Genomic DNA, 23,340 nt, shown 5'->3' with positions numbered 1-23,340 from the left:
AACTAACGTCTGATGAGGGGCGCTCTTCGCATAGCCTCGGGCCATGGCTTCCTCAGACACCACCCGCGCCACCGACGTCTGGCTCCCCATACCTGCCGCCGAGATCGACGGCCTCCCCGAGGGCCTGTCCTACGTCCACTGGGACGCCGGCCCCGAATACCCCGCCGATCCCGCCCGCTGCGCCTTCTACGCCGTCCCCTACATGAAGCCCGCCGACAAGGTGCTGCGGCCGCTGGCGGAGATGACGCGCGTGCGCGTCGTCCAGACCCTCACGGCCGGCATCGAGCACATGCTCCCCGCCGTGCCCGGACTGCCGGCCGGTGCCCAGCTGTGCAACGCGCGCGGGCTGCACGACGCGAGCACCGCCGAGCTCGCCCTCACGCTCACCCTCGCCGCGCTCCGCGACATTCCCACCTTCGTCCGGGCCCAGGACGAGGGGGAGTGGCGGCAGGGCTTCCGCGACTCGTTGGCCGACAAGTCCGTCCTCATTGTGGGCTATGGTTCGATCGGAAGTGCGATCGAAGACCGGCTCACGCCGTTCGAGTGTGCGCGGGTGGCGCGCATTGCGCGCACCGCTCGTGACACCGTGCGCGGTCCTGTGCATCCACTCGCCGAGTTGCACGCGCTGTTGCCCGAAGCCGACGTCGTGATCATGGCGACGCCGCTCACCGAGGACACTCGTGGCCTGGTCGGAGCCGATTCCCTGGCGCGGATGAAGGACGGTGCGCTGCTCGTCAACATCGCGCGCGGGGGTGTCGTCGACACCAAGGCGCTCCTCGCCGAACTGGAGTCGGGACGGCTCCGGGCAGCACTCGATGTAACCGATCCGGAACCACTGCCTGCCACGCACCCCTTGTGGCACGCTCCCGGCGTGCTCATCACTCCGCACGTCGGTGGCCCCAGTACTGCCTTCCTGCCCCGTGCGAAGCGGCTTCTCCGTGATCAACTTCGACTTTTCGCGGCCGGCGAGCCTCTCCGGAACGTCATCACGACCGCCGGCTGACGGGTTGACCGTAGCTCTACGGAGTCGTACGACTGCGTTTTGTACCTCCGATCGGCGGCCAGTCACGCTCCGTAGAGCGACTATGTCCCTGTGTGACGGAACTGGTGTATCGTCCCGAACGGGGACCGCGCCGGGGCCTGGCGGCGCACAGCGAACGACCGGAACCGAGGGGGGCGACGGGCGATGAACGGCCGATGCACCACCGAGACGAGGACCGCTGACCACACGCGCGTTCCGCGTGTTCCCACCGCGATACGGACGCGGCGCGGCCCGTGTCCGCCACGACCACGCCGCTGCGACGTCCGGGGGAGAGCCCGGTGACCGCCTCCGGTGCCGTGCTCGCCCCGTCGGCCGGGCCCCGCTCGCCCGGGAGCAGTCTCCCGCAGATCCTGCTCGCCGTCGTCTGCGGCGGTTACGCCACGGGGGCCGCGTTCGGCTGGGGCTCGGAGAAGCTGGCCCTGATCATGGGTGACTTCGGGCTCAGCGCGGCCGCCCTGGCGGCGGCCGTCTCGTGCGTGCTCTACGCCCGCAAGCACCAGAGCCGCTTCCGCCCCGCCTGGCTGCTGTTCGCCGCCTCCTCCGCGATGGCCGGCATCGGCAACGGCGTCTGGGGGTGGTACGAGGTCGTCCTCCAGGCGCCCGTGCCCAGCCCCTCGATCGCCGACTTCTGCTTCCTGCTCTTCGCGCCGCCGGCCATCGTCGGCCTGCTGGTGCTCGCCAAGCGGCCCGTCAGCCGGGCCGGCTGGGTCTGCCTGGCGCTGGACGCCTGGCTCATCGGCGGCTCGCTGCTCACGCTCTCCTGGAGCCTGGCCCTCGCCCACACCACCCACTTCCAGGGGCAGTCGGTCGCACAGGGCGCCCTGTCGCTCGCCTACCCGCTGCTGGACATCGTCCTGGTGAGCATGGTCCTCGCGCTGCACTTCAAGCGCTCCTCGGCCCACCGCTCGGCGATCAACACCGCCATCGCGGCGCTCGCCCTGACCGTGCTGTGCGACGCGCTGTTCACCTCGCCGCTGCTGCGCGAGCACTACCGCTCCGGGCAGATCCTGGATGCCGGCTGGTTCGCCGGCTCCCTGCTCCTGGCGTACGCCCCCTGGGTCGCCGCGCGCTCCGGCGTCGACTCCGCGGGGGACGCCTTCACCCGTGCCACCCGGCGCGCCACCGTGCCGCCCGGCAGCCCTCCGATCGCCGGGTCGCTCGCCGCGCTCACCCCGTACCTGGCCGCCGCCGTCTGCACCCTGGGCATCCTGCTCAACGTCCTGGACGGCCGCCGCATCGACCACGTCGTGCTCTTCACCGGCTGCACGGTCGTGCTCGCCCTCGTCGTCCGCCAGGGCATCATGCTCGTGGACAACATCACCCTGACCCGCGAACTGGCGCAGAAGGAGAACCACTTCCGCTCCCTCGTGCAGGGCTCCAGCGACGTCATCATGATCGCCGCGCCGACCGGCGTGCTGCGCTACGTCAGCCCCGCCGCCTCCGGCGTCTACGGCCGCGACGCCGAGGACCTGGTCGGCTCCGAGCTGGCCTCCCTGATCCACCCCGAGGACCTCGGCCGCGTGGTGCACGAGGTACGGCGGTTCCTCGCCGCCGACCCCGAGACCGAGCCCACCACCCGCATCGAGTGCCGCTTCCGCGCCGGCGGCGGCCGCGCCGGCACCGAGGAATGGCTGAATGTAGAGTCCACGGTCAACCGCCACGAAGGCGGCCTGATCTTCAACTCCCGCGACGTCACCGAACGGGTACGCCTGCAGGCCCAGCTCCAGCACAACGCCTCGCACGACGCCCTGACCGACCTGCCGAACCGCGCCCTGTTCACCGAACGGGTCAGCCAGGCCGTGAGCGGCCGCCGCTCCTCCGACCACGACACCGCCGTGCTCTACATCGACCTGGACGGCTTCAAGCAGGTCAACGACACCATCGGCCATCAGGCCGGCGACGAACTGCTGGTCCAGGCCGCCCGCAGGCTGGCCGAATCCGTACGGGCCGGGGACATCGCCGCGCGCCTGGGCGGCGACGAGTTCGCCGCGCTCATCATGGGCGACGGCAGCCGCGACCTCACCGCCCGGGAGTTCCGCGTCCACGAGATCGCCGACCGGCTGCGCATCCGGCTGTCCGAGCCGTACCGCATCGACGGCCAGGAGGTCCGGGTCGCCGCCAGCATCGGCGTGGCCTTCGCCGAGCCCGGCGTCACCCCGGCCGCCCTGCTGCGCAACGCCGACCTCGCGATGTACCGCGCCAAGCAGGCCGGCAAGGGCCGCGTGGAGATGTACGCGCCGCAGATGCAGGCCGACGTGGTGCGCCGCTCCGAGCTGGCGACGAAGCTGCGCAGCGCGCTGCACGACGGCGAGTTCGCGCTGCTCCACCAGCCCGTGGTCGAGCTCGCCAGTGGCCGGATCACGGCGGTCGCCGCGCAGGCCCGCTGGCGCTCCGCGCAGGGCATCCTCTTCACCCCCGCCGAGTTCCTGCGGGTCGGCGAGCGCGGCCGGCCGGGCGGCGAAGAGGGCGAGCGCACCGCCGAGCTGGGCCGCTGGCAACTGGAGGAGGCCGTCGAGCAGGCGGCACGGCGGTACCACGCGGGTCACCCGGTCTGCGTCGCCGTCCGGCTCTCGGCGCGCCGGCTGCTGGACCGCAAGCTGCCACCCCGGAGCATCGAGGCGTTACTCGCGCGGCACGGGCTGCCCTCCGGGGCCCTCCTGCTGGAACTCTCCGACAGCGACCCGCGGATCCCGCTGGACGAGCTGGAGCGGCGCCTGGCGGCCCTGCGCAGGCTCGGCGTACGGATCGCGCTCGACGGCTTCGGCAGCGGATACGCCGCGATCAGCGCGCTGCGCCGGCTGCCCATCGACGTACTGCGGCTGGACCGCGGCCTGGTCGACGGCGTCGTGGAGTCCGCGCGGCTGCACAAGATCACCGCGGGGCTGCTGCGGATCGCCGGCGACCTCGGACTGCAGTCCGTCGCCGACGGCGTGGACCGTCCGGAACAGGTCACCGCGCTGCGCGCCATGGGGTGCACGCACGGCCAGGGCATGGCGTTCTCCGGCCCGCTGGACGAGCACCGGCTCCGCCGGGCCCTCACCATCGGCGCGTACCCCGTCCCCGGCCTGCTCCCCGAGGGGCGCGAGATGGTGCTGAGCAGCGCCGTGCCGGTCGCCCGGCGGGCCTCCGTACCCCGGGAGCCGGGCGGCGCCGCACGCCTCGGAGAACTGCCCCGGCGGCTCGGCGCGGGGGAGGTGCCGGCCGGTCCCGACGCGATCAGCCATCCCCCGTTGCGCTCAAATAGTGAGACCTCCGTCCCACCCACTTGACACTCCAGGTGCGCCGGGGGGAAGGTCGGAGCCATGCGCACCCGAATTCTCGTACTTGGACAGCGCGTCGGCTGAAGCCGGGTCACGACACCACCCGGCGCACCGCACCGACGCGCTCCCCTCGCTTGCCTACCGGCACGAGGGGTTTTTTGTTGCACCAGCACCGCCAAACCCCATCAAAACCCTCACCTCCGAGAAGAGACGCAGATGACCGAGCAGGCCTCCGGGGCCCACCATCCGCAGCCGCGGGCCCGTACCGGCGGGGCGCAGCAGCCCACCGCCGTCGAGCACGTCACGGGCGCGCAGTCCCTCATTCGTTCTCTCGAGGAGGTCGGGGCCGACACCGTATTCGGTCTTCCCGGCGGTGCGATCCTCCCGGCGTACGACCCGATGATGGACTCCAAGAAGGTCCGGCACGTCCTGGTCCGCCATGAGCAGGGCGCGGGACACGCCGCCACGGGTTACGCACAGGCCACCGGCAAGGTCGGCGTCTGCATGGCCACCTCGGGCCCCGGCGCCACCAACCTGGTCACCCCGATCGCCGACGCCCACATGGACTCCGTCCCGCTGGTCGCGATCACCGGCCAGGTCGCCTCCGCCGCGATCGGCACGGACGCCTTCCAGGAGGCGGACATCTGCGGCATCACGATGCCGATCACCAAGCACAACTTCCTGGTGACCGACCCGGCCGAGATCCCCCGGACGATCGCCGAGGCGTTCCACATCGCCTCCACCGGCCGCCCCGGCCCGGTCCTGGTGGACATCGCCAAGGACGCCATGCAGGCGAAGACCACCTTCTCCTGGCCGCCGCAGACCGACCTGCCCGGCTACCGCCCGGTCACCAAGCCGCACGCCAAGCAGATCCGCGAAGCGGCCCGCATGATCACCTCCGCCAAGCGGCCGGTGCTCTACGTCGGCGGCGGCGTGATGAAGGCCGGCGCCACGGCCGAGCTGAAGGTCCTCGCCGAGCTGACCGGCGCGCCCGTGACCACCACCCTGATGGCCCTGGGCTCCTTCCCCGACACCCACCCGCAGCACGTCGGCATGCCCGGCATGCACGGCTCGGTGGCCGCCGTCACCTCGCTCCAGAAGGCCGACCTGATCGTCGCCCTGGGCGCCCGCTTCGACGACCGCGTCACCGGCAAGCTGGACAGCTTCGCCCCGTACGCCAAGATCGTGCACGCGGACATCGACCCGGCCGAGATCGGCAAGAACCGCGCGGCCGACGTGCCGATCGTCGGCGACGCCCGCGAGGTCATCGCCGACCTGATCGTGGCCGTCCAGGCCGAGCACGAGGCCGGCCGCACCGGCGACTACGCCGCCTGGTGGAAGGACCTGAACCGCTGGCGGGAGCACTACCCGCTGGGTTACGACCTGCCCGAGGACGGCAGCCTCTCCCCGCAGCAGGTCATCCAGCGCATCGGCCAGCTCGCGCCGGAGGACACCATCTACGCGGCCGGCGTCGGCCAGCACCAGATGTGGGCCGCCCACTTCATCGACTACGAGAAGCCGGCCACCTGGCTCAACTCCGGCGGCGCCGGAACGATGGGCTACGCGGTCCCGGCCGCGATGGGCGCCAAGGCCGGCCAGCCGGACCGCCCCGTGTGGGCGATCGACGGCGACGGCTGCTTCCAGATGACCAACCAGGAGCTGGTCACCTGCGCGCTGAACAACATCCCGATCAAGGTCGCGATCATCAACAACGGCGCGCTGGGCATGGTCCGCCAGTGGCAGACCCTGTTCTACAACCAGCGTTACAGCAACACCGTGCTGCACGCCGGGCCGGAAGCCGCCGAGCAGCCGAACCTGGGCACCCGCTGCCCCGACTTCGTGAAGCTGGCCGAGGCCATGGGCTGCGTGGCCATGCGCTGCGAGGACCCGGCCGAGCTGGACGCCGTGATCGCCAAGGCCAACGCCATCAACGACCGCCCCGTCGTCGTGGACTTCATCGTCCACGAGGACGCCATGGTCTGGCCGATGGTCGCCGCCGGCACCTCCAACGACGAGGTCATGGCGGCCCGCGGGGTGCGCCCCGACTTCGGCGACACCGAAGAAGACTGACGGCCAGGACAGAAGAGAAGAGACCGAGCCCATGACCAAGCACACGCTCTCCGTCCTGGTGGAGAACACGCCGGGTATCCTGGCGAGGATCGCCGCGCTGTTCTCCCGTCGCGGCTTCAACATCGACTCACTCGCCGTCGGTGTCACGGAGCACCCCGACATCTCACGCATCACCATTGTCGTGAATGTCGAATCGCTCCCCCTGGAGCAGGTCACCAAGCAGCTGAACAAGCTGGTCAACGTCCTGAAGATCGTCGAGCTGGAGCCGTCCTCGGCCGTTCACCGCGAACTGGTCCTGGTGAAGGTCCGCGCGGACAACGAGACGCGCTCGCAGATCGTCGAGATCGTCCAGCTCTTCCGCGCCAAGACCGTGGACGTCTCGCCGGAGGCCGTCACCATCGAAGCCACCGGCAGCGCCGACAAGCTGGAAGCCATGCTCAAGATGCTGGAGCCCTTCGGCATCAAGGAGCTGGTGCAGTCCGGCACGATCGCCATAGGGCGCGGCGCCCGGTCCATCACCGACCGCTCGCTGCGCGCCCTGGAGCGCTCCGCCTGACCGACGCGCATCCCGGCCGTGGGGGCACGGCCGGATCGCATCCCCTCGCCCGCGGCCACTGCCCGCATGGCGAGACCCTGAACTTTCACCCCCGAGCCCCGGCATAGTCTGTGGGCACCAGCTAGTACCAAGGAGATACCCGAAGTGGCCGAGCTGTTCTACGACGACGACGCCGACCTGTCCATCATCCAGGGCCGTAAGGTCGCGGTTCTCGGCTACGGCAGCCAGGGCCACGCCCACGCGCTGTCGCTGCGCGACTCGGGCGTCGACGTGCGCGTCGGCCTGCACGAGGGCTCCAAGTCCAAGGCGAAGGCCGAGGAGCAGGGCCTGCGCGTGGTGAGCCCCTCCGAGGCGGCCGCCGAGGCCGACGTCATCATGATCCTGGTGCCGGACCCGATCCAGGCCAAGGTCTACGACGAGCACGTGAAGGACAACCTGAAGGACGGCGACGCGCTGTTCTTCGGGCACGGCCTGAACATCCGCTACGGCTTCATCAAGCCCCCGTCCAACGTCGACGTCTGCATGGTCGCCCCGAAGGGCCCGGGCCACCTGGTCCGCCGCCAGTACGAGGAGGGCCGCGGCGTGCCGTGCATCGCGGCCGTCGAGCAGGACGCCTCCGGCAACGCCTTCGCGCTGGCCCTGTCCTACGCCAAGGGCATCGGCGGCACCCGCGCGGGCGTCATCAAGACGACCTTCACCGAGGAGACCGAGACCGACCTGTTCGGCGAGCAGGCCGTGCTCTGCGGCGGCACCGCCGCGCTCGTCAAGGCCGGCTTCGAAACCCTGGTCGAGGCGGGCTACCAGCCCGAGATCGCGTACTTCGAGTGCCTCCACGAGCTGAAGCTCATCGTGGACCTCATGTACGAGGGCGGCCTGGAGAAGATGCGCTGGTCCATCTCCGAGACCGCCGAGTGGGGCGACTACGTCACCGGCCCGCGCATCGTGAACGACGCGACCAAGGCCGAGATGAAGAAGGTCCTCGCGGAGATCCAGGACGGCACCTTCGCCAACAACTGGATGGCCGAGTACGAGGCCGGTCTGCCGAAGTACAACGAGTACAAGAAGGCCGACGCCGACCACCTCCTGGAGACCACCGGCAAGAAGCTGCGTGGCCTCATGAGCTGGGTGGACGAGGAGGCGTAAGCCACCGGGCCGAGGGGCCGTACCGCACCGGTACGGCCCCTCGCGCCATCGCCTTGTCCACTGCGTAGAACCACGCACGGGTGATCCTTCCGCTCCGGCGAAGGAGGAGCCCTGAAACGCCACTACACTGCTGACCACAAGCGCGTCAGGCTCACAACGTCGTGCGTCTTCCACGCGGCTGCCCCCTTCACCGCCTTCGGCCGTCGGGACGGCCGTCCGCGAAGGACTAAGTGAGGACTGAAGACCACGTGAGCACTGCCTCCGCCAAACCCGTCGTACTCATCGCCGAAGAGCTCTCGCCCGCGACCGTCGATGCGCTCGGTCCGGACTTCGAGATCCGGCACTGCAACGGCGCGGACCGCGCCGAGCTGATTCCCGCCATCGCCGACGTCGACGCGATCCTGGTGCGCTCCGCGACCAAGGTCGACGCCGAGGCGATCGCCGCCGCGAAGAAGCTCAAGGTCGTCGCCCGCGCCGGCGTGGGTCTGGACAACGTCGACGTCTCCGCCGCCACCAAGGCCGGCGTGATGGTCGTGAACGCCCCGACCTCCAACATCGTCACCGCCGCCGAGCTGGCCTGCGGCCTGCTGGTCGCCACCGCGCGGAACATCCCGCAGGCGAACGCCGCGCTGAAGAACGGCGAGTGGAAGCGCAGCAAGTACACCGGCGTGGAGCTGGCGGAGAAGACCCTCGGCGTGGTCGGCCTCGGCCGCATCGGCGTCCTGGTCGCCCAGCGGATGTCCGCCTTCGGCATGAAGGTCGTCGCGTACGACCCGTACGTCCAGCCCGCCCGCGCGGCCCAGATGGGCGTCAAGCTGCTGACCCTGGACGAGCTGCTGGAGGTCTCGGACTTCATCACGGTCCACCTCCCCAAGACCCCGGAGACCGTCGGCCTCATCGGCGACGAGGCGCTGCACAAGGTCAAGCCGTCCGTCCGCATCGTCAACGCGGCCCGCGGCGGCATCGTGGACGAGCCCGCGCTCGCCGCGGCGCTCAAGGAGGGCCGGGTCGCCGGCGCCGGCCTGGACGTCTACGCCTCCGAGCCCTGCACCGACTCCCCGCTCTTCGAGTTCGACCAGGTCGTGTGCACCCCGCACCTGGGTGCCTCGACCGGTGAGGCGCAGGAGAAGGCCGGTATCGCGGTGGCCCGCTCGGTGCGCCTGGCGCTCGCCGGCGAGCTGGTCCCGGACGCGGTCAACGTCCAGGGCGGCGTGATCGCCGAGGACGTGAAGCCGGGTCTGCCGCTGGCCGAGAAGCTGGGCCGGATCTTCACCGCGCTCGCGGGCGAGGTCGCGGTCCGCCTGGACGTCGAGGTGTACGGCGAGATCACCCAGCACGACGTGAAGGTGCTGGAGCTCTCCGCGCTCAAGGGCGTCTTCGAGGACGTCGTCGACGAGACGGTCTCCTACGTCAACGCCCCGCTGTTCGCGCAGGAGCGCGGCGTCGAGGTCCGCCTCACCACCAGCAGCGAGTCGCCCGAGCACCGCAACGTCGTCACCGTGCGCGGCACCCTCTCCGGCGGCGAGGAGATCTCCGTATCCGGCACGCTGGCCGGTCACAAGAACCAGCAGAAGATCGTCTCGGTCAACGACCACAGCATCGACCTGGCGCTCGCCGACCACATGGCGTTCCTGCGCTACAGCGACCGCCCCGGCGTGGTCGGCACGCTCGGCCGGATCCTGGGCGAGGCCGGCATCAACATCGCCGGCATGCAGGTCTCCCGCGCCGATGTCGGCGGCGAGGCGCTGGTCGCGCTGACCGTCGACGACACGATCGCGGCCCCGGTCCTCGGCGAGATCGCCGACGAGATCGGTGCCACCTCGGCGCGCACGGTCAACCTGGTCGACTGACGGCCCGGCTTCCCGTACGAGGGGCCCGGACGGATCGTTCTCCGTCCGGGCCCCTCGACGCGTTCGGTGGTTGTCCACAGGGCCCCCCGCGAGACGGCGGGCCGCGCTAACTTCGCGGTATGCGCGGTGGAGGCGGGGGAGGGGGTCTTTGCCGCGGGGGGCTTTCGCCGGGTTGGGATTCTTTCTCCCGGTCGGGGGTCTTCCCCCCCCGGTTGGGGAGAGGGAGGGGCCCTGCCAGGTGCTCTGCCAGGGGCCGGAGGACCTAGGACCCGCCCCCCACCCCCCTCCGCCCAACGGACGATGGCAGCGGCCCGCCGGACGCCTAGGCTCAACAGGGACCAAGGCGGACCAAGGGGCCAACAGCGGCCAACAGGGAGGCACGTCATGGCAGTTGAGCTGAACCACACGATCATTCACGCCAGCGACCGCAAGCGGTCGGCGGAGTTCCTCGCGGACATCCTCGGGCTCCAGGTGCAGCCCGAGTTCGGCCCGTTCCTGCCGGTGGCGACCGCCAACGGCGTCACCCTCGACTTCGCTCAGGACAGCGGCGAGATCACTCCGCAGCACTACGCGTTCCTGGTCAGCGAGGACGAGTTCACCCGCGGGTTCGACCGGATCAAGGAGCTGGGCCTCACGTACTGGGCCGACCCGCACCGCACCCGCCCCAACGAGATCAACACCAACGACGGCGGCCGCGGCGTGTACTTCGAGGACCCGGACGGCCATTACATGGAACTGCTCACCCGCCCGTACGGCAGCGGAAGCTGAGCCACGAGGGTGTTCACCCGAATGGAGTAGTGCCGGGGGGTGGGGCGTCGTGCCGGCCGGTGCCGCGCTCCGCCCTCATGAGCGGCTTCGGGGCCGGTACGGAGCGGTAGCCGGCGCCGGGCTCTCGTGCTCCCGACTCGCTGCGCGGCTCCAGGAGGTGCGCAATGGGAGTGGTGCGTGCCTCTCCTGCAGGCGCGCGCGAAAGGAGAGACGCCATGAATGCACCTCTGGGTGACACCCCTCATGACCTGGCCGGGCTGAGCGTGATCGACGCCGACGGCGCCAAGGTCGGCACTGTCCAGCAGGTCTACCGGGACGACGCCACCAATGAGCCGGAGTGGATCACGGTGCACACCGGGTTGTTCGGTACGAAGGAGACCTTCGTCCCGCTGGCCGGGTGTACGCGGGCGGACGACACGCTCCGGGTTCCGCACACCAAGGACCAGATCAAGGACGCTCCGCGCATGAACGCCGACGGCCACCTGGATCCGTCGGAGGAGGAGCGGCTGTACCGGCACTACGGTCTGACCCGGTCGGGCCGGGGCGGCATGGGCCGCGACACGGGCACGGGGCAGGCCGGAGGTATGGGTACCGCAGCTGCCGCGGGCGGCATGGGCACCGCGGGCGCGGCCGGGACGGCCGGTCAGCACACCCGCCCCGAGGCCGACCGGCCGCTGGCCGGCGCGGGCGCCGGTCAGATGGCCATGTCGCGTGGCGGTCCGACGGACGCGGACCGCTCCCGTAAGGAGCAGAATCCCGAGATGACGCTCTCGGAGGAGCGGGCCCAGTTCGGTGTCGAGGAGCACGAGAGCGGCCACGCGCACCTGCGGAAGCACGTGGTGACCGAGAACGTGAGCCAGACCGTGCCGATCGCTCACGAAGAGGCCCGTCTCACCCGCACACCGATCTCCGAAGAGGAGGCCCGGCGCAGCCGCGGCACCAAGCCCGCGCAGCTGGAGGACGGTGACTACGACATCACCCTGCACCGCGAGGAGGCCGTGATCCGCAAGGAGACGGTGCCCTACGAGCGGGTACGCCTGGAGACCGACCGGGTCACCGAGCAGCAGGAGGTGTCGACCGAGGTCCGCCGTGAGCAGCTGGAGTTCGACGACGGCACGACCGGTGACACCGGCCGTACGGGCCCCGGCGACCGGACCGGGCGCAAGGGCATGAAGGGCATGAAGGGAATGAAGGGGACCAAGGAAACCGGCGAGGAGGGCACCGGGCACGCCTGGTGACCCAGGGGCGGTTCTCCGCTCGCCGCACCACTGCGCGACGCCTGTCCGGCTCGGCTCGGACAGGCGTCGCTCTGTGCGCGCGGGTTCAGGCGCTCCGGGGTGCCGCGGGCAGGACGTGCGCGCCGGTGCGGTCGGTGCTCAGGCACAGGGAGCAGATCACCGCGTCGTGGGCCCGGCAGGCCGCCACGTCGGGGCGTTCGAACTCCTGTCGGCAGACGTGGCAGGCGTACGTGGCGGCGCTCGGGTTGCCGTCCGCGTCCAGCGGGGGTTCGGCGATCCCGTCGTCGGTCCGCCGCAGGTAGTACCGGCCCTTGGTGGCCACGGCCATCAGCGGGGTGAGGACGAAGGCGAGCAGCGCGGCGGCGACCGGGGAGTACGGCTGGAGCGTGTCGCCGAGGGCGTGGAAGTACATCGCGATCGACAGTCCGGAGGCGGCGGTGAAGGCCACCACGCCGACGGGGTTCACCGCGTACAGCATGCCGCGGCGGAACTCGGGGGCGTGCGGGGAGAGCTTCAGCAGGTACTTGTTGACCATGATGTCGGTGGCGACGGTGACGATCCAGGCGATGGCGCAGTTCGAGTAGAAGCCGAGGACGGCGCTCAGGAAGCTGAACATGTCGGCCTCCATCAGGATCAGCGCGATGCCCAGGTTGGCCAGGACGAAGACCATCCGGCCCGGGTAGCGCCGGGTGACGCGGGTGACGGAGTTCGTCCAAGCCAGCGAGCCGGAGTAGGCATTGGTGACGTTGATCTTGATCTGGCTGATCACGACCAGCACCACGGCGAGCGGCAGCACGAGCCATGGCGGCAGCATCGCCTGGAAGGCGCCCTTGAACTGCTGGATCGGCTCGGCGGCGGCCGCCGGGGCCACCTCGGCGAGGGCGTACACGGCGAGGAAGATGCCGGCGGCCTGCTTCAGCGCGCCCAGCACCACCCAGCCGGGTCCCGCCATGATCACCGCGGTCCACCAGGTGCGCCGGTTCTCCGGCGTCTTCGGCGGCATGAAGCGCAGGTAGTCGATCTGCTCGCCGATCTGCGCGATCAGCGACAGGCAGACGCCCGCGCCGAGCAGCACGGAGGCGGGGTTCAGGCCGCCGTCGCCGGCCGTCCCCGGATACGCGAGGAAGTGCCGCACGGTACCGGGGTCGGTCGCGACCAGGTACACCAGCGGCCCGACCATCAGCAGCAGCCAGACCGGCGTCGTCCACACCTGGAGCTTGCTGAGCGCCTTCATGCCGTACACGACCAGCGGAATCACCAGGAGGGTGGAGACCAGGTAGCCCAGCCAGAGCGGCAGGCCGAGGCCGAGCCTCAGCCCCTGCGCCATGATCGAGCCCTCGGTGGCGAAGAAGATGAAGGTGAAGCTGGCGAAGATGACGCTGGTCAGGACCGAGCCGTAGTACCCGAAGCCGGAGCCGCGGGTGATCAGGTCCAGGTCGATGTTGTAGCGGGCGCCGTAGTACGCGAGGGGGAAGCCGGTCACGAAGATGACGACGGCGGCGACCAGGATCGCGGCCAGCGCGTTGCCGGTGCCGTGGGCGAGGCCGATGCCCGCGCCGATGGAAAAGTCGGCGAGGTAGGCGATGCCGCCCAGCGCGGTGGTCGCCACGACCATCGGCGTCCAGCGGCGGTAACTGCGCGGCGCGAAGCGGAGGGTGTAGTCCTCCAGCGTCTCCTTCGCCGCCTGGTCGGTGTCCGGCCGGCCGGTGCGCGGCGCGGCCGGCGCGGTGTCCGCCTCGGGGTGCAGCCCTGTGTCCAGCCCTGTGTCCATGGTGGGGACCCTAGGAAGCGCGTGTTACCTGCATCCGCTCGCGCGATGTCGCGGAGGTTTCCCGGTGTTACGGAAGATGCGCCGATGGGCGGGACCGTGTCGGGAACGTATGCCACCCGCCGGCCCCGGCCCTGCCCGCCGTCAACCCCTCTACAGCCGCGCCGTCTTCAGCGCCATGTGGAGGAGCAGCCGGTCGGCGCCCTCGTCGAGGTCCAGGCCGGTGAGTTTCTCCACCCGGCCCAGCCGGTAGTAGAGCGTCTGGCGGTGGATGCCGAGCGCCTGGGCGGTGCGGCTCGCCTGGCCCGCGCAGTCCAGGAACTCCTCGACGGTGCGGGCCAGTTCGGCGTGGTGGGGGGAGAGCAGCGGGCGAATCGTTTCGTCGGAGACGCCGGCCGGCAGGCCGGTCAGCATGCGGTACGCGCCGATGGCGTCCCACTGCGCGACCGGACCCAACCGCGGCTCGGCATGCGCTGCGCGGGCGGCGGCCAGCGCCTCGTGCCAGGCGCGGGGCAGGTCGGGCAGCTCCTCGCGGGCGGTCCCGATGCCGGCGGCGGCCCCGCCGCCGGCCCGCGGGGAGCGCAGCAGGTGCTCGGCGGCGGAGTGCGCGGGCGCGAGTCCGCCGGCCGTCCGCAGGCGTACGAGCGCGGCGAGGGTGTGCCCGGACGTCCCAGGTCGGGACCGTGCGCCGGGCGGCCCGCCGGGGCGCCCGGCCGCGCTCCTCGTCCCGTCCGCCCCCGCCGTCCCGGCCGCCTCCAGCGGCATCGCGCTCGCGGCGAGCAGTCCCGGCAGGCCGGGCAGCGGAGCCGCGTCGGTGTCGGAGGTGTCCCAGGGCGTCACGGCGACCACCGCGAGCGGTGCCTCGGTCGCGCCGGGCCGCAGCGCGCCGTGCAGCGCCGCCGCGGCGGCCTGCCGGTCCTGCGCCCCGCTCAGCAGCAACTCCCTCAGCAGATCGCCCAGTTCGGCGCCTGCCCGGGCCTCGGCGGCCAGCAGCGCGCCGATCCGCGCGGCGGTCTCCATCGCCTGCTCGATGCGCGGGTCGGGCGGCGTGGAGCGGCCTCCCAGCTCCAGGTTGCTGAGGTGCCCGTCGTCCAGCAGCCAGACGTAACCGTGCACGATGCCGCGGTGGCGTACCGGCAGGCAGATGCGGCCCTTGAAGACCCCGGCGGCCGGGTCGGGAGGGATACGCAGCGCGGATGTGGCGCGCGCGATGCCGAACCCCTCGAACCAGGCGCGGACGGCGGCCGTGGACCGGCGTTGCAGGATCGACCGGGTCCGCACCGGGTCCATCATCGAGTCGTCGTCGCCCTCATGCGCGCCGAACGCGATCAGCCGGAAGTCGCGGTCCTCCAGCGTCGCGGGCGCGCCGAGCGCCGCCGAGATCTCGTCCACCAGCTGCTCGTAGTCCCCTGGCATGCGCCGTCCGGCTCCTCTCCGGTCACCTCTGCGTCAGGTGTCACGGCACATTCTCATACATCTGTCTGAGATCCCGGACACGAAGGCGTGACAGCTGTCGATGGCTACCGACGTACCGTGAAACTTACGTTTCTGGTGGCTCGTCCTGCCGGCGCGCCTTGCTCGCTCGGCATACGTCATCCGTGAACCGTGGAGGTGCCCCGTGCTGGGTCCCGTGATCCTCGCCGCAGCGCGCAGCGACAAAATGCGCCGTCTCGTCTCGGCCGCGCCGGTCACCCGCCCCGTCGTCGACCGCTTCATCGCGGGCGAGAACCTGGGCGACACCGTCCCCGCCGTCCGCTCCCTGGCCGACGCCGGCCTGGAGGTCACCCTGGACGTGCTGGGCGAGGACATCACCGACCCCGCGCAGGCGCTCCGCAACCGCGACGCCTACCTGGAGCTGGTGGAGGGCCTCAAGCCGCTCGGCCTGGGCACCCGGGCCGAGATGTCGGTCAAGCTCTCCGCCTTCGGGCAGGCCCTGCCCGGCGGCCACGAGCTGGCCCTGAAGAACGTCACCCCGGTCGTCGAGGCCGCCGCCGCGATCGGCACGACGGTCACCCTGGACATGGAGGACCACACCACCGTGGACTCCACCCTCGCGATCCTCGCTGAGCTGCGGGAACGCTTCCCGCAGACCGGCGCGGTGCTGCAGTCCTACCTCTTCCGTACCGAGGACGACTGCCGCGCGCTGGCCGGGGAAGGCTCGCGAGTGCGGCTGGTGAAGGGCGCGTACAAGGAGCCCGCCACCGTCGCGTACCAGGACAAGGCCGAGGTGGACAAGGCGTACGTCCGCTGCCTGAAGATCCTGATGGCGGGCGAGGGCTACCCGATGATCGGGTCGCACGACCCGCGCATGGTCGCCATCGCCCAGGACCTCGCCTTCCGCGCCGGCCGCAAGAACGAGGACTACGAGTTCCAGATGCTCTACGGCATCCGGGACGACGAGCACCGCAGGCTCGCCGCGGAGGGCCACCGCATGCGCGTCTACGTCGCCTACGGCACCGACTGGTACGGCTACTTCATGCGCCGGCTCGCCGAGCGTCCCGCGAACCTCGCGTTCTTCGCCCGTTCGCTGCTCACCCGCAGCTGACCCCGGGGGCCGAACCCGGCCCCGTACAGACTTCGCACCCGCACCCGACAGAAGGAGACACGGCCGCCATGGACGCTGTGACCCACGTCCCCGCCCCGTACAACGAGCCGGTGCACGGCTACGCCCCCGGCTCCCCGGAGCGCGCCCGCCTGGAGGCGAAGCTCAAGGAGCTCGCCGAGAACCCCATCGACCTCCCCATGACGATCAACGGGGAGAAGCGGATGGGCGGCGGTGAGCGCTTCGACGTCGTGCAGCCGCACAACCACAAGGCCGTGCTGGGTACGTACGCGAATGCCACCAAGGCCGACGCGCAGGAGGCCATCGATGCGGCGCTCGCCGCGGCCCCGGCCTGGCGCGCGATGTCCTTCGACGACCGTGCGGCGATCCTGCTGAAGGCCGCCGACCTGCTGTCCGGCCCGTGGCGCGAGACCATCGCCGCCTCGACCATGCTGGGCCAGTCCAAGACCGCCCAGCAGGCCGAGATCGACGCGCCGTGCGAGCTGGTGGACTTCTGGCGCTTCAACGTGCACTTCGCGCGTGAGCTGCTCCAGGAGCAGCCGCTGGTGCAGCCCAACGGCGTGTGGAACCGGCTGGACCACCGTCCGCTGGAGGGCTTCGTCTACGCGATCACGCCGTTCAACTTCACCGCGATCGCCGGCAACCTGCCCACCGCCCCGGCCCTGATGGGCAACGTGGTGGTCTGGAAGCCGTCCCCGACCCAGACCCACTCCGCCGTGCTGCTCATGGAGCTGCTGGAGGAGGCCGGACTGCCCAAGGGCGTCATCAACCTGGTCACCGGCGACGGCAAGGACGTCTCCGAGGTCGCCCTGCCGCACCCGGAGCTGGCCGGCGTGCACTTCACCGGCTCGACCAAGACCTTCCAGTACCTGTGGAAGGAGGTCGGCCAGAACATCGAGAAGTACCGCTCCTACCCGCGGCTGGTCGGCGAGACCGGCGGCAAGGACTTCATCGTCGCGCACCCCACCGCCGACCCGGCGCTGCTGAAGACCGCCATCACCCGGGGCGCCTTCGAGTACCAGGGTCAGAAGTGCTCGGCCGCCTCGCGTGCCTACATCGCCCGCTCCACCTGGGAGAACGGCTTCAAGGACGACCTGGTCGCCGAGGTCGAGTCGCTGGCCATGGGTGACGTGACCGACCTGTCGAACTTCATCGGCGCCGTCATCGACGACCGGTCCTTCGCCAAGAGCAAGGCCGCCATCGACCGCGCCAAGGCGGACCCGGCCTGCGAGATCGTCGCGGGCGGCACGTACGACGACTCGGTGGGCTACTTCGTCCGCCCGACCGTCATCGCCTGCTCCGACCCGGAGAACGAGGTCTTCAAGACCGAGTACTTCGGCCCGATCATCGCCGTCCACGTCTACGAGGACGCCGACTTCGACGCCACCGTCGAGCAGATGGAGTCGGCCTCGGCGTACGCGCTGACCGGCGCCGTGATCGCCAAGGACCGCGAGGTCGTCGCCGCGGTGTCGGAGAAGCTGCGCTTCGCGGCCGGCAACTTCTACGTCAACGACCGCCCGACCGGCTCGATCGTCGGCCAGCAGCCCTTCGGCGGCGGCCGCGCCTCCGGCACCAACGACAAGGCGGGTTCGAAGTTCAACCTGCTGCGCTGGATGTCGCCGCGGTCCATCAAGGAGACGATGGTCGCCCCGACGGACTACCGCTACCCGCACATGGGCTGACGCCCCGGGCAGCCGCGGCCCCCGGGCCACACGGACTCCGCCCCCGGCCCCGCAGCACAGGCTGCGGGGCCGGGGGCGGTCTCATGTCGGCGGCCGGGTCAGTGCCCGGTCACGCCGCCGTTGTCGCGGCGGTCCAGCGCGCGCTGGAGTGCGGCGGCGGCGTTCCTGCGGTCGGTCTCGCCGGACGTCCGCACGCGGTGGCGGATCCTACGGGCGGGGGCAGCGGTGTCGGCCATGTCCACGTCTCTCCTTAGATCGTCAGCTCGATCCCCGAGATGCCAAGAAGGCGGAATGCGACGCCGGAGCGGGCGGGGCCGGGTCGCGCCAGGGGTCGCCTGTGCGTGCGCGCCGGGCCTGAGCCGCCATCGCTGGATGAAGCGAGACGTTCGGCTTCTACAAAGTTAGGACAGTGGGACGGTGCTGTCTGCACAATTACTTGGGCTTCCTACTATCTGAGACGGGTCCGTGCGTGCGGCGCCGGCCACGCCTCTGGTGACCTGCTGTTTTCCGCTCCGGCCGAGTCGCCGTGTCGGATGGTTCACACCCGCTTCCGAGTGTCCCGGTGGGACATGTGTCCCATTGGGACACATCTGGGTGTACGGTGCATGTATGGCTGGCGAAGCGCCCGAACCGGACCGAAAGGCACGCGCCGCGCGCCGCACCCGGGACCGGCTCGCGGCCGCCGCACTCGCCCTCGCGCTGGACCGCGGTCTCGCCGCCGTCACCGTCGAGGAGATCGCCGCGCGCGCCGACGTCACCCGCCGCACCTTCAGCCGTCACTTCACCGGCAAGGAGAGCGCCGTCGTGGACTGCCTCCGCGCCGACGCCGACCGGATCAACCGCGCGCTGCGCGCCCGGCCCGCCGGTGAACCGCCGCTGACCGCCTACCACCGGGCCGTACGGGACTGGCTCGCCGACCCGGACGCCCCCGCCTGGCACCGCCGACCGCGGGTGTTCGACCTGCTGCGCCTCGCCGAGCAGGAGCCGACGCTCTTCGCCGCCCTCCAGCACACCCGGGTGGACGCCCAGGAGGACGCCGTCCGCATCCTCGCCGACCGGCTCGGCACCGACCCGGACACCGACCTGCGCCCCGCCGTCCTGGTGGGCGCGTGCGCCGGGGCCCTGATCGCCGCGCAGACCGCCTGGGTGCGCGGCGGGGACACGGGGGCGCTGCCGCGCCTGGTCGATGAGGCATTCGCGGCGCTCACCGCAGAACGAGCCGCAGCACGAGCCGCAGAACGAGGAGGTTCGCCGTGAAGGCCACCATGAAGGCCGTCCAGTACCGCACCGTGGGCGCCGCGCCCGAGGTCGTCGAGGTGCCCGTCCCCACGCCGGGACCCGGCCAGGTCCTGCTGCGGGTGACCGCCGCCGGCGTCTGCCACTCCGACTTCTCGGTCATGCAGTGGCCGGCGGGCCGGCTGCCCTTCCCGCTGCCGCTCACCCTCGGCCACGAAGGCGCCGGCACGGTCGCGGCGCTCGGCGCGGGCGTCACCGGCTTCGCCGAGGGCGACCAGGTCGCCGTGTACGGACCGTGGGGCTGCGGCTCCTGCGCCAAGTGCGCCGAGGGCAAGGAGAACTACTGCCTGCGCGCCCCCGAACTCGGCATCCGCCCGCCGGGCCTGGGCGCCCCCGGCGCGCTCGCCGAGTACCTGCTCGTCGACGACGCCCGCCACCTGCTGCCGCTCGGCGGCCTGGACCCCGTGCGGGCCGTGCCGCTCACCGACGCGGGCCTCACCCCGTACCACGCGATCAAGCGCTCGCTGCCGAAGCTGGTGCCCGGCTCCACCGCCGTCGTCATCGGCGCCGGCGGCCTCGGCCACGTCGCCGTCCAGCTGCTGCGCGCCCTGAGCCCGGCCCGGGTGATCGCGCTGGACGTCGGCGAGGAGAAGCTGGCGCTGGCCCGTGAGGTCGGGGCGCACGAGACGGTGCTCTCCGACGCGGACGCCGCGGCGACGGTCCGCGAGCTGACCGGCGGCCTCGGCGCCCAGCTCGTCCTGGACTTCGTCGGCGCGCCGCCCACCGTCACCACCGCGGGCGCGGTGGCGGCGGTCGAGGCGGACGTGACGATCGTCGGCCTCGGCGGCGGCGCGCTGCCGGTCGGCTTCGGCACCTCGGCGTACGAGGTGTCGGTGGCCGCGCCGTACTGGGGCAGCCGCGCCGAGCTGGCCGAGGTCCTGGAGCTGGCCCGGGCCGGCGCGCTCGACGTGCACGTCGAGACGTACGCCATCGACGACGCGCCGCTGGCCTACGAGCGGCTGCACCGGGGGCAGGTCAACGGCCGGGCCGTGATCCTGCCGAACGGCTGAACCGCCGGCCGCCGGCCCGGCAGCCCGCCCCGGTCACCCCTTCGCCGGGGCGGCGGCGGACCGCGTGACCTCGAAGTGGTCGATCCGCTCGCCCGTCTCGGCGAGCGCGGTGACCTTCATCCGGGGGCGGTGGCCGGTCTCCACCTCCACCGCGAGGAAGGAGAAGCCGGTGTAGCGCACCCGCGACCACGCCACCTTGTCGGTGTTCTTCCCGCCGCCCTTGACCCAGTGGTACGTCTCGACCTCGTCCAGGTCCTTCACGCGCCCCTCGTAGCTGTCCGGCACGGGGAACTTGTACAGCGCCTTGCCCGCGCCGCCCGCCGTGACGTACACGATGCCCTCGCGGGCCGAGTCCACGCTGCCGCCGACCGGCACCTTGCGGGAGACGTCGGTGCCCTTGATCGCGTCGGTGCGCTCGTAGATGTGGTTGTGGCCGTTGATGACCAGGTCCACGCCGTGCTTCTCGAAGAGCGGCAGCCAGGCGTCCCGGACGCCGCCGTCCGAGGCGTGCGAGACGGTCGTGGAGAAGGCGCAGTGGTGGAAGAAGACCACGAGGAAGTCGATGTCGCTCCGGCCGCGCAGTTCGCCGAGGCGCCGGTCCAGCCAGCGGGTCTGCTTGCCGTTCGTGTAGCCGGTGTTCGCGGTGATCTCGTAGCTGACGTCGTTGGCGTCCAGCGCGACCACGCCGACGTTGCCGTAGGTGAAGGAGTACACGCCGGGCGCGTGCCGGGGGTCCGGGCCGTTCTCCGGCAGCGACCAGCGGGCCAGCTGGCCGCCGTAGCCGTCGGGGGAGTACCAGGCCTCCATGTCGTGGTTTCCGGTCGTCACCATCCACGGCACGGACTTGGCGACCGTCTCGGTCTGGGCCAGGAACTGGTCCCACACCCGCGCGTCGTAGGTGTCCTCCTCCGAGCCCTGGCCGTCCGGGTCGGCGTAGCAGATGTCGCCCGCGTGCAGGTGGAAGGAGGGGTTCTGGCCCAGGATCAGCTGGTCGTTGGCGAGCGCGTCGTAGCTGACGCCCTGGTCGCCGAAGGCGGTGAAGACGAACTTCTCCGGCCGGGCGGGAGCCGTACGGAACGTGCCGACGGTGGAGAAGTGGCGCGCGTCGGCCGGGTCGAAGCCGTCGTGGCCGACGCCGTAGTAGTACGTCGTGCCCGGCTTGAGGCCGTCCAGCGCGGCGTGCAGGTAGTACTGGTCGACGGCCGGCAGCTTCTTCGTGAGCGCCGGGGTGTGCAGGTCGCGCACCTCCGCCTCGATCTTGCGGCTGAGGTCCCACGGCTTCAGCCCCACCCGCAGGTACGGCCGCCGCACCGCGAACGGCACCTGCCAGGAGACCCGCATCTGCGTCTTGGGGTCGGCACCGAACTGCAGGTGGCGGCCGAACGGCGCCACCAGCGAGCCGTCCACGGTGGCCGTGGCGGGCGCGGAGAGCAGCGTCGTGGACCGCGGCGCCGCGCACGCCGCGGTGGAGCCGAGCAGGCCGCTGCCCGCGACGATCCCCGCGCCGGCGGCCGAGGTGCGCAGCAGTCCGCGCCGGGTGAGCTTGGCCCGCAGGTACTCGTGCTGCTCGGCCATGGACATGCGGGCGGCGATCCGCTCCGGGATGCCGAAGCGGGGGATGTCGGGGGAGGTGGGGGTCTCACGGGAAGCCATGCTGGAAACGTCCCATCGCTCCGGAACCGGATGACGTACTCCCGGTTAACCTCAGCTGTACGGCTCACCATGTGTCCGTATGTCGGACGGTGGGTGTCAGCCCCTGGGACGAAGAGTAGGGTCCAGGCATGTCTCGCAGCATTCGCCTCGCAGTGATCCCCGGTGACGGTATCGGCCAGGAAGTCGTGGCCCAGGGCCTCAAGGTCCTCTCGGCCGTCCTCCCGCAGGACGTGAAGCTGGAAACCCAGGAGTACGACCTGGGCGCCAAGCGATGGCACGCGACCGGCGAGACGCTGCCGGACGCCGAGATGGAGTCGCTCAAGCAGCACGACGCCATCCTGCTCGGCGCGATCGGCGACCCGTCCGTGCCCTCCGGCGTCCTGGAGCGCGGCCTGCTGCTGAAGCTCCGCTTCGCGTTCGACCACTTCGTGAACCTGCGCCCGTCGAAGCTGTTCCCGAACACCAGCACCCCGCTGGCCGGCCGTCCCGACATCGACTTCATCGTCGTCCGCGAGGGCACCGAGGGCCCGTACACCGGCAACGGCGGCAGCCTGCGCACCGGCACGCCCCACGAGGTCGCCACCGAGGTGAGCCTGAACACGGCGTACGGTGTCGAGCGGGTCGTCCGCGACGCGTACGAGCGTGCCCAGGCCCGCCCGCGCAAGAAGCTGACGCTGGTCCACAAGAACAACGTCCTGGTCCACGCCGGCCACATGTGGAAGAACATCTTCGACCAGGTCGGCGAGGAGTACCCCGAGGTCACCACCGACTACCTGCACGTCGACGCCGCGACGATCTTCTTCGTCACGCAGCCGGAGCGGTTCGACGTCATCGTCACCGACAACCTCTTCGGTGACATCCTCACCGACCTCGCCGCCGCCGTGACCGGCGGTATCGGCCTGGCCGCCTCCGGCAACATCAACCCCTCCGGCGCCTTCCCGTCCATGTTCGAGCCCGTCCACGGCTCGGCCCCGGACATCGCGGGCACCGGCAAGGCGGACCCGACGGCGACCATCCTCTCCGTCGCGCTCCTCCTGCGGCACCTGGGCTACGACGCCGAGGCCGGCCGCATCGAGGAGGCCGTCGCCGCGGACCTGGAGGCCCGCGAGGGCACGGCCCGCACCACCGACGAGATCGGCGACGCGCTCGCCGGACGGGTAGCGGGCTGACGCCGCTGCTCCGACGCGACAGCTGAAGCTGTCCGAGCCCCGTAGCCCAGCGGCATGCCTGATAAGGCCCCGGCCGCTGGGCTACTCGGCGGTTGGGTGCGACCATCGACCCCAGGTCGCGCTTGAGCATTACGTCACCTCCTTCCTCTCCGCGGTCCCATGCGAGCGATAATCGGACGCGGGACCGCGTAACGGGAGGGAACTCGGACGTCCACGTACCGACAGGACGTCGTGAGCGCGGCCGCCACAACCTCACCGGTGAAGGACACGCA

At 71.3% G+C, this 23,340-nt stretch carries 17 protein-coding genes; 13 read left to right on the top strand and 4 right to left on the bottom strand.

Annotated features, from left to right (window positions below):
• Positions 1-43: 43 nt before the first annotated feature.
• The 8 genes from IF20_RS11535 (at position 44) to IF20_RS11500 (ending at position 11,927) form a co-directional block, all read left to right on the top strand.
• Entirely contained in the window at positions 44-1,003 is a 960-nt protein-coding gene (locus IF20_RS11535) for a 2-hydroxyacid dehydrogenase (protein ID WP_052865010.1), read from the top strand.
• Between the two features lie 317 nt (positions 1,004-1,320).
• Positions 1,321-4,311: a putative bifunctional diguanylate cyclase/phosphodiesterase gene (locus IF20_RS11530; protein WP_052865009.1), complete on the top strand. Its 2,991-nt coding sequence runs from the start codon at positions 1,321-1,323 to the stop codon at positions 4,309-4,311.
• A 207-nt stretch (positions 4,312-4,518) separates the two neighbouring features.
• Positions 4,519-6,372, top strand: a complete 1,854-nt coding sequence (locus IF20_RS11525) for an acetolactate synthase large subunit (RefSeq protein ID WP_052865008.1) — start codon at positions 4,519-4,521, stop codon at positions 6,370-6,372.
• A gap of 31 nt (positions 6,373-6,403) precedes the next feature.
• The gene (gene ilvN, locus IF20_RS11520; protein ID WP_052865007.1) at positions 6,404-6,928 is read left to right on the top strand and encodes an acetolactate synthase small subunit; all 525 of its coding nucleotides are present in this window, start codon (positions 6,404-6,406) and stop codon (positions 6,926-6,928) included.
• A 144-nt stretch (positions 6,929-7,072) separates the two neighbouring features.
• Entirely contained in the window at positions 7,073-8,071 is a 999-nt protein-coding gene (ilvC, locus tag IF20_RS11515; RefSeq protein WP_052865006.1) for a ketol-acid reductoisomerase, read from the top strand.
• A gap of 248 nt (positions 8,072-8,319) precedes the next feature.
• On the top strand, positions 8,320-9,921 hold the full coding sequence (gene serA, locus IF20_RS11510; RefSeq protein WP_052865005.1) for a phosphoglycerate dehydrogenase: 1,602 nt from the start codon (positions 8,320-8,322) through the stop codon (positions 9,919-9,921).
• Positions 9,922-10,305: 384 nt separating this feature from the next.
• Entirely contained in the window at positions 10,306-10,689 is a 384-nt protein-coding gene (locus IF20_RS11505; protein ID WP_052865004.1) for a VOC family protein, read from the top strand.
• A gap of 215 nt (positions 10,690-10,904) precedes the next feature.
• Complete coding sequence (locus IF20_RS11500) at positions 10,905-11,927, top strand: PRC and DUF2382 domain-containing protein (RefSeq protein ID WP_110944071.1); 1,023 nt, start codon at positions 10,905-10,907, stop codon at positions 11,925-11,927.
• 85 nt (positions 11,928-12,012) lie between these two features.
• Here the strand turns inward: IF20_RS11500 and IF20_RS11495 are convergent, their stop codons facing one another.
• Positions 12,013-13,698, bottom strand: a complete 1,686-nt coding sequence (locus IF20_RS11495) for a purine-cytosine permease family protein (protein ID WP_052865003.1) — start codon at positions 13,696-13,698, stop codon at positions 12,013-12,015.
• 150 nt (positions 13,699-13,848) lie between these two features.
• Positions 13,849-15,111: a PucR family transcriptional regulator gene (locus tag IF20_RS11490; RefSeq protein WP_052865002.1), complete on the bottom strand. Its 1,263-nt coding sequence runs from the start codon at positions 15,109-15,111 to the stop codon at positions 13,849-13,851.
• 202 nt (positions 15,112-15,313) lie between these two features.
• Between IF20_RS11490 and IF20_RS11485 the strand changes: the two genes are divergently transcribed.
• Both IF20_RS11485 and pruA read left to right on the top strand, forming a co-directional pair.
• The gene (locus IF20_RS11485; RefSeq protein ID WP_052865001.1) at positions 15,314-16,240 is read left to right on the top strand and encodes a proline dehydrogenase family protein; all 927 of its coding nucleotides are present in this window, start codon (positions 15,314-15,316) and stop codon (positions 16,238-16,240) included.
• 68 nt (positions 16,241-16,308) lie between these two features.
• Positions 16,309-17,940 carry an L-glutamate gamma-semialdehyde dehydrogenase gene (gene pruA, locus IF20_RS11480; RefSeq protein WP_052865000.1) on the top strand — a complete coding sequence of 544 codons (1,632 nt, stop codon included), beginning with the start codon at positions 16,309-16,311 and terminating at the stop codon, positions 17,938-17,940.
• A gap of 98 nt (positions 17,941-18,038) precedes the next feature.
• Here the strand turns inward: pruA and IF20_RS39090 are convergent, their stop codons facing one another.
• Positions 18,039-18,176 carry a hypothetical protein gene (locus tag IF20_RS39090; protein ID WP_199896558.1) on the bottom strand — a complete coding sequence of 46 codons (138 nt, stop codon included), beginning with the start codon at positions 18,174-18,176 and terminating at the stop codon, positions 18,039-18,041.
• 373 nt (positions 18,177-18,549) lie between these two features.
• On the opposite strand from IF20_RS39090, the gene IF20_RS11475 reads away from it, so the two are divergent.
• A complete protein-coding gene (locus tag IF20_RS11475; protein ID WP_052864999.1) occupies positions 18,550-19,197 on the top strand; it encodes a TetR/AcrR family transcriptional regulator in 648 nt (215 codons plus the stop codon).
• An 8-nt stretch (positions 19,198-19,205) separates the two neighbouring features.
• Positions 19,206-20,246 carry an NAD(P)-dependent alcohol dehydrogenase gene (locus IF20_RS11470; protein WP_052865187.1) on the top strand — a complete coding sequence of 347 codons (1,041 nt, stop codon included), beginning with the start codon at positions 19,206-19,208 and terminating at the stop codon, positions 20,244-20,246.
• Between the two features lie 33 nt (positions 20,247-20,279).
• On the opposite strand, the gene IF20_RS11465 is transcribed toward IF20_RS11470, so the two are convergent.
• Complete coding sequence (locus IF20_RS11465; protein WP_052864998.1) at positions 20,280-21,899, bottom strand: purple acid phosphatase family protein; 1,620 nt, start codon at positions 21,897-21,899, stop codon at positions 20,280-20,282.
• 128 nt (positions 21,900-22,027) lie between these two features.
• Between IF20_RS11465 and IF20_RS11460 the strand changes: the two genes are divergently transcribed.
• Positions 22,028-23,068 carry a 3-isopropylmalate dehydrogenase gene (locus IF20_RS11460; RefSeq protein WP_052864997.1) on the top strand — a complete coding sequence of 347 codons (1,041 nt, stop codon included), beginning with the start codon at positions 22,028-22,030 and terminating at the stop codon, positions 23,066-23,068.
• Positions 23,069-23,340 lie beyond the last annotated feature (272 nt).

It is taken from the genome of Streptomyces niger, from assembly GCF_000718305.1.
Taxonomy (GTDB): Bacteria; Actinomycetota; Actinomycetes; order Streptomycetales; family Streptomycetaceae; genus Streptomyces; species Streptomyces niger.
The sequence above is the reverse complement of the archived record's forward strand: the minus strand, read 5'-3'. Positions and strand labels throughout refer to the sequence as shown.

Excerpts from the sequence above, each read along its gene's own strand:
- IF20_RS11505 (WP_052865004.1), top strand. The coding sequence starts at position 10,306 with ATGGCAGTTGAGCTGAACCACACGATCATTCACGCCAGCGACCGCAAG.
- IF20_RS11460 (WP_052864997.1), top strand. The coding sequence starts at position 22,028 with ATGTCTCGCAGCATTCGCCTCGCAGTGATCCCCGGTGACGGTATCGGC.
- pruA (WP_052865000.1), top strand. The coding sequence starts at position 16,309 with ATGGACGCTGTGACCCACGTCCCCGCCCCGTACAACGAGCCGGTGCAC.
- IF20_RS11490 (WP_052865002.1), bottom strand. The coding sequence starts at position 15,111 with ATGCCAGGGGACTACGAGCAGCTGGTGGACGAGATCTCGGCGGCGCTC.
- IF20_RS11535 (WP_052865010.1), top strand. The coding sequence starts at position 44 with ATGGCTTCCTCAGACACCACCCGCGCCACCGACGTCTGGCTCCCCATA.
- IF20_RS11525 (WP_052865008.1), top strand. The coding sequence starts at position 4,519 with ATGACCGAGCAGGCCTCCGGGGCCCACCATCCGCAGCCGCGGGCCCGT.
- IF20_RS11465 (WP_052864998.1), bottom strand. The coding sequence starts at position 21,899 with ATGGCTTCCCGTGAGACCCCCACCTCCCCCGACATCCCCCGCTTCGGC.
- IF20_RS11500 (WP_110944071.1), top strand. The coding sequence starts at position 10,905 with ATGAATGCACCTCTGGGTGACACCCCTCATGACCTGGCCGGGCTGAGC.
- IF20_RS11470 (WP_052865187.1), top strand. The coding sequence starts at position 19,206 with ATGAAGGCCGTCCAGTACCGCACCGTGGGCGCCGCGCCCGAGGTCGTC.
- IF20_RS11475 (WP_052864999.1), top strand. The coding sequence starts at position 18,550 with ATGGCTGGCGAAGCGCCCGAACCGGACCGAAAGGCACGCGCCGCGCGC.
- ilvN (WP_052865007.1), top strand. The coding sequence starts at position 6,404 with ATGACCAAGCACACGCTCTCCGTCCTGGTGGAGAACACGCCGGGTATC.
- IF20_RS39090 (WP_199896558.1), bottom strand. The coding sequence starts at position 18,176 with ATGGCCGACACCGCTGCCCCCGCCCGTAGGATCCGCCACCGCGTGCGG.
- IF20_RS11495 (WP_052865003.1), bottom strand. The coding sequence starts at position 13,698 with ATGGACACAGGGCTGGACACAGGGCTGCACCCCGAGGCGGACACCGCG.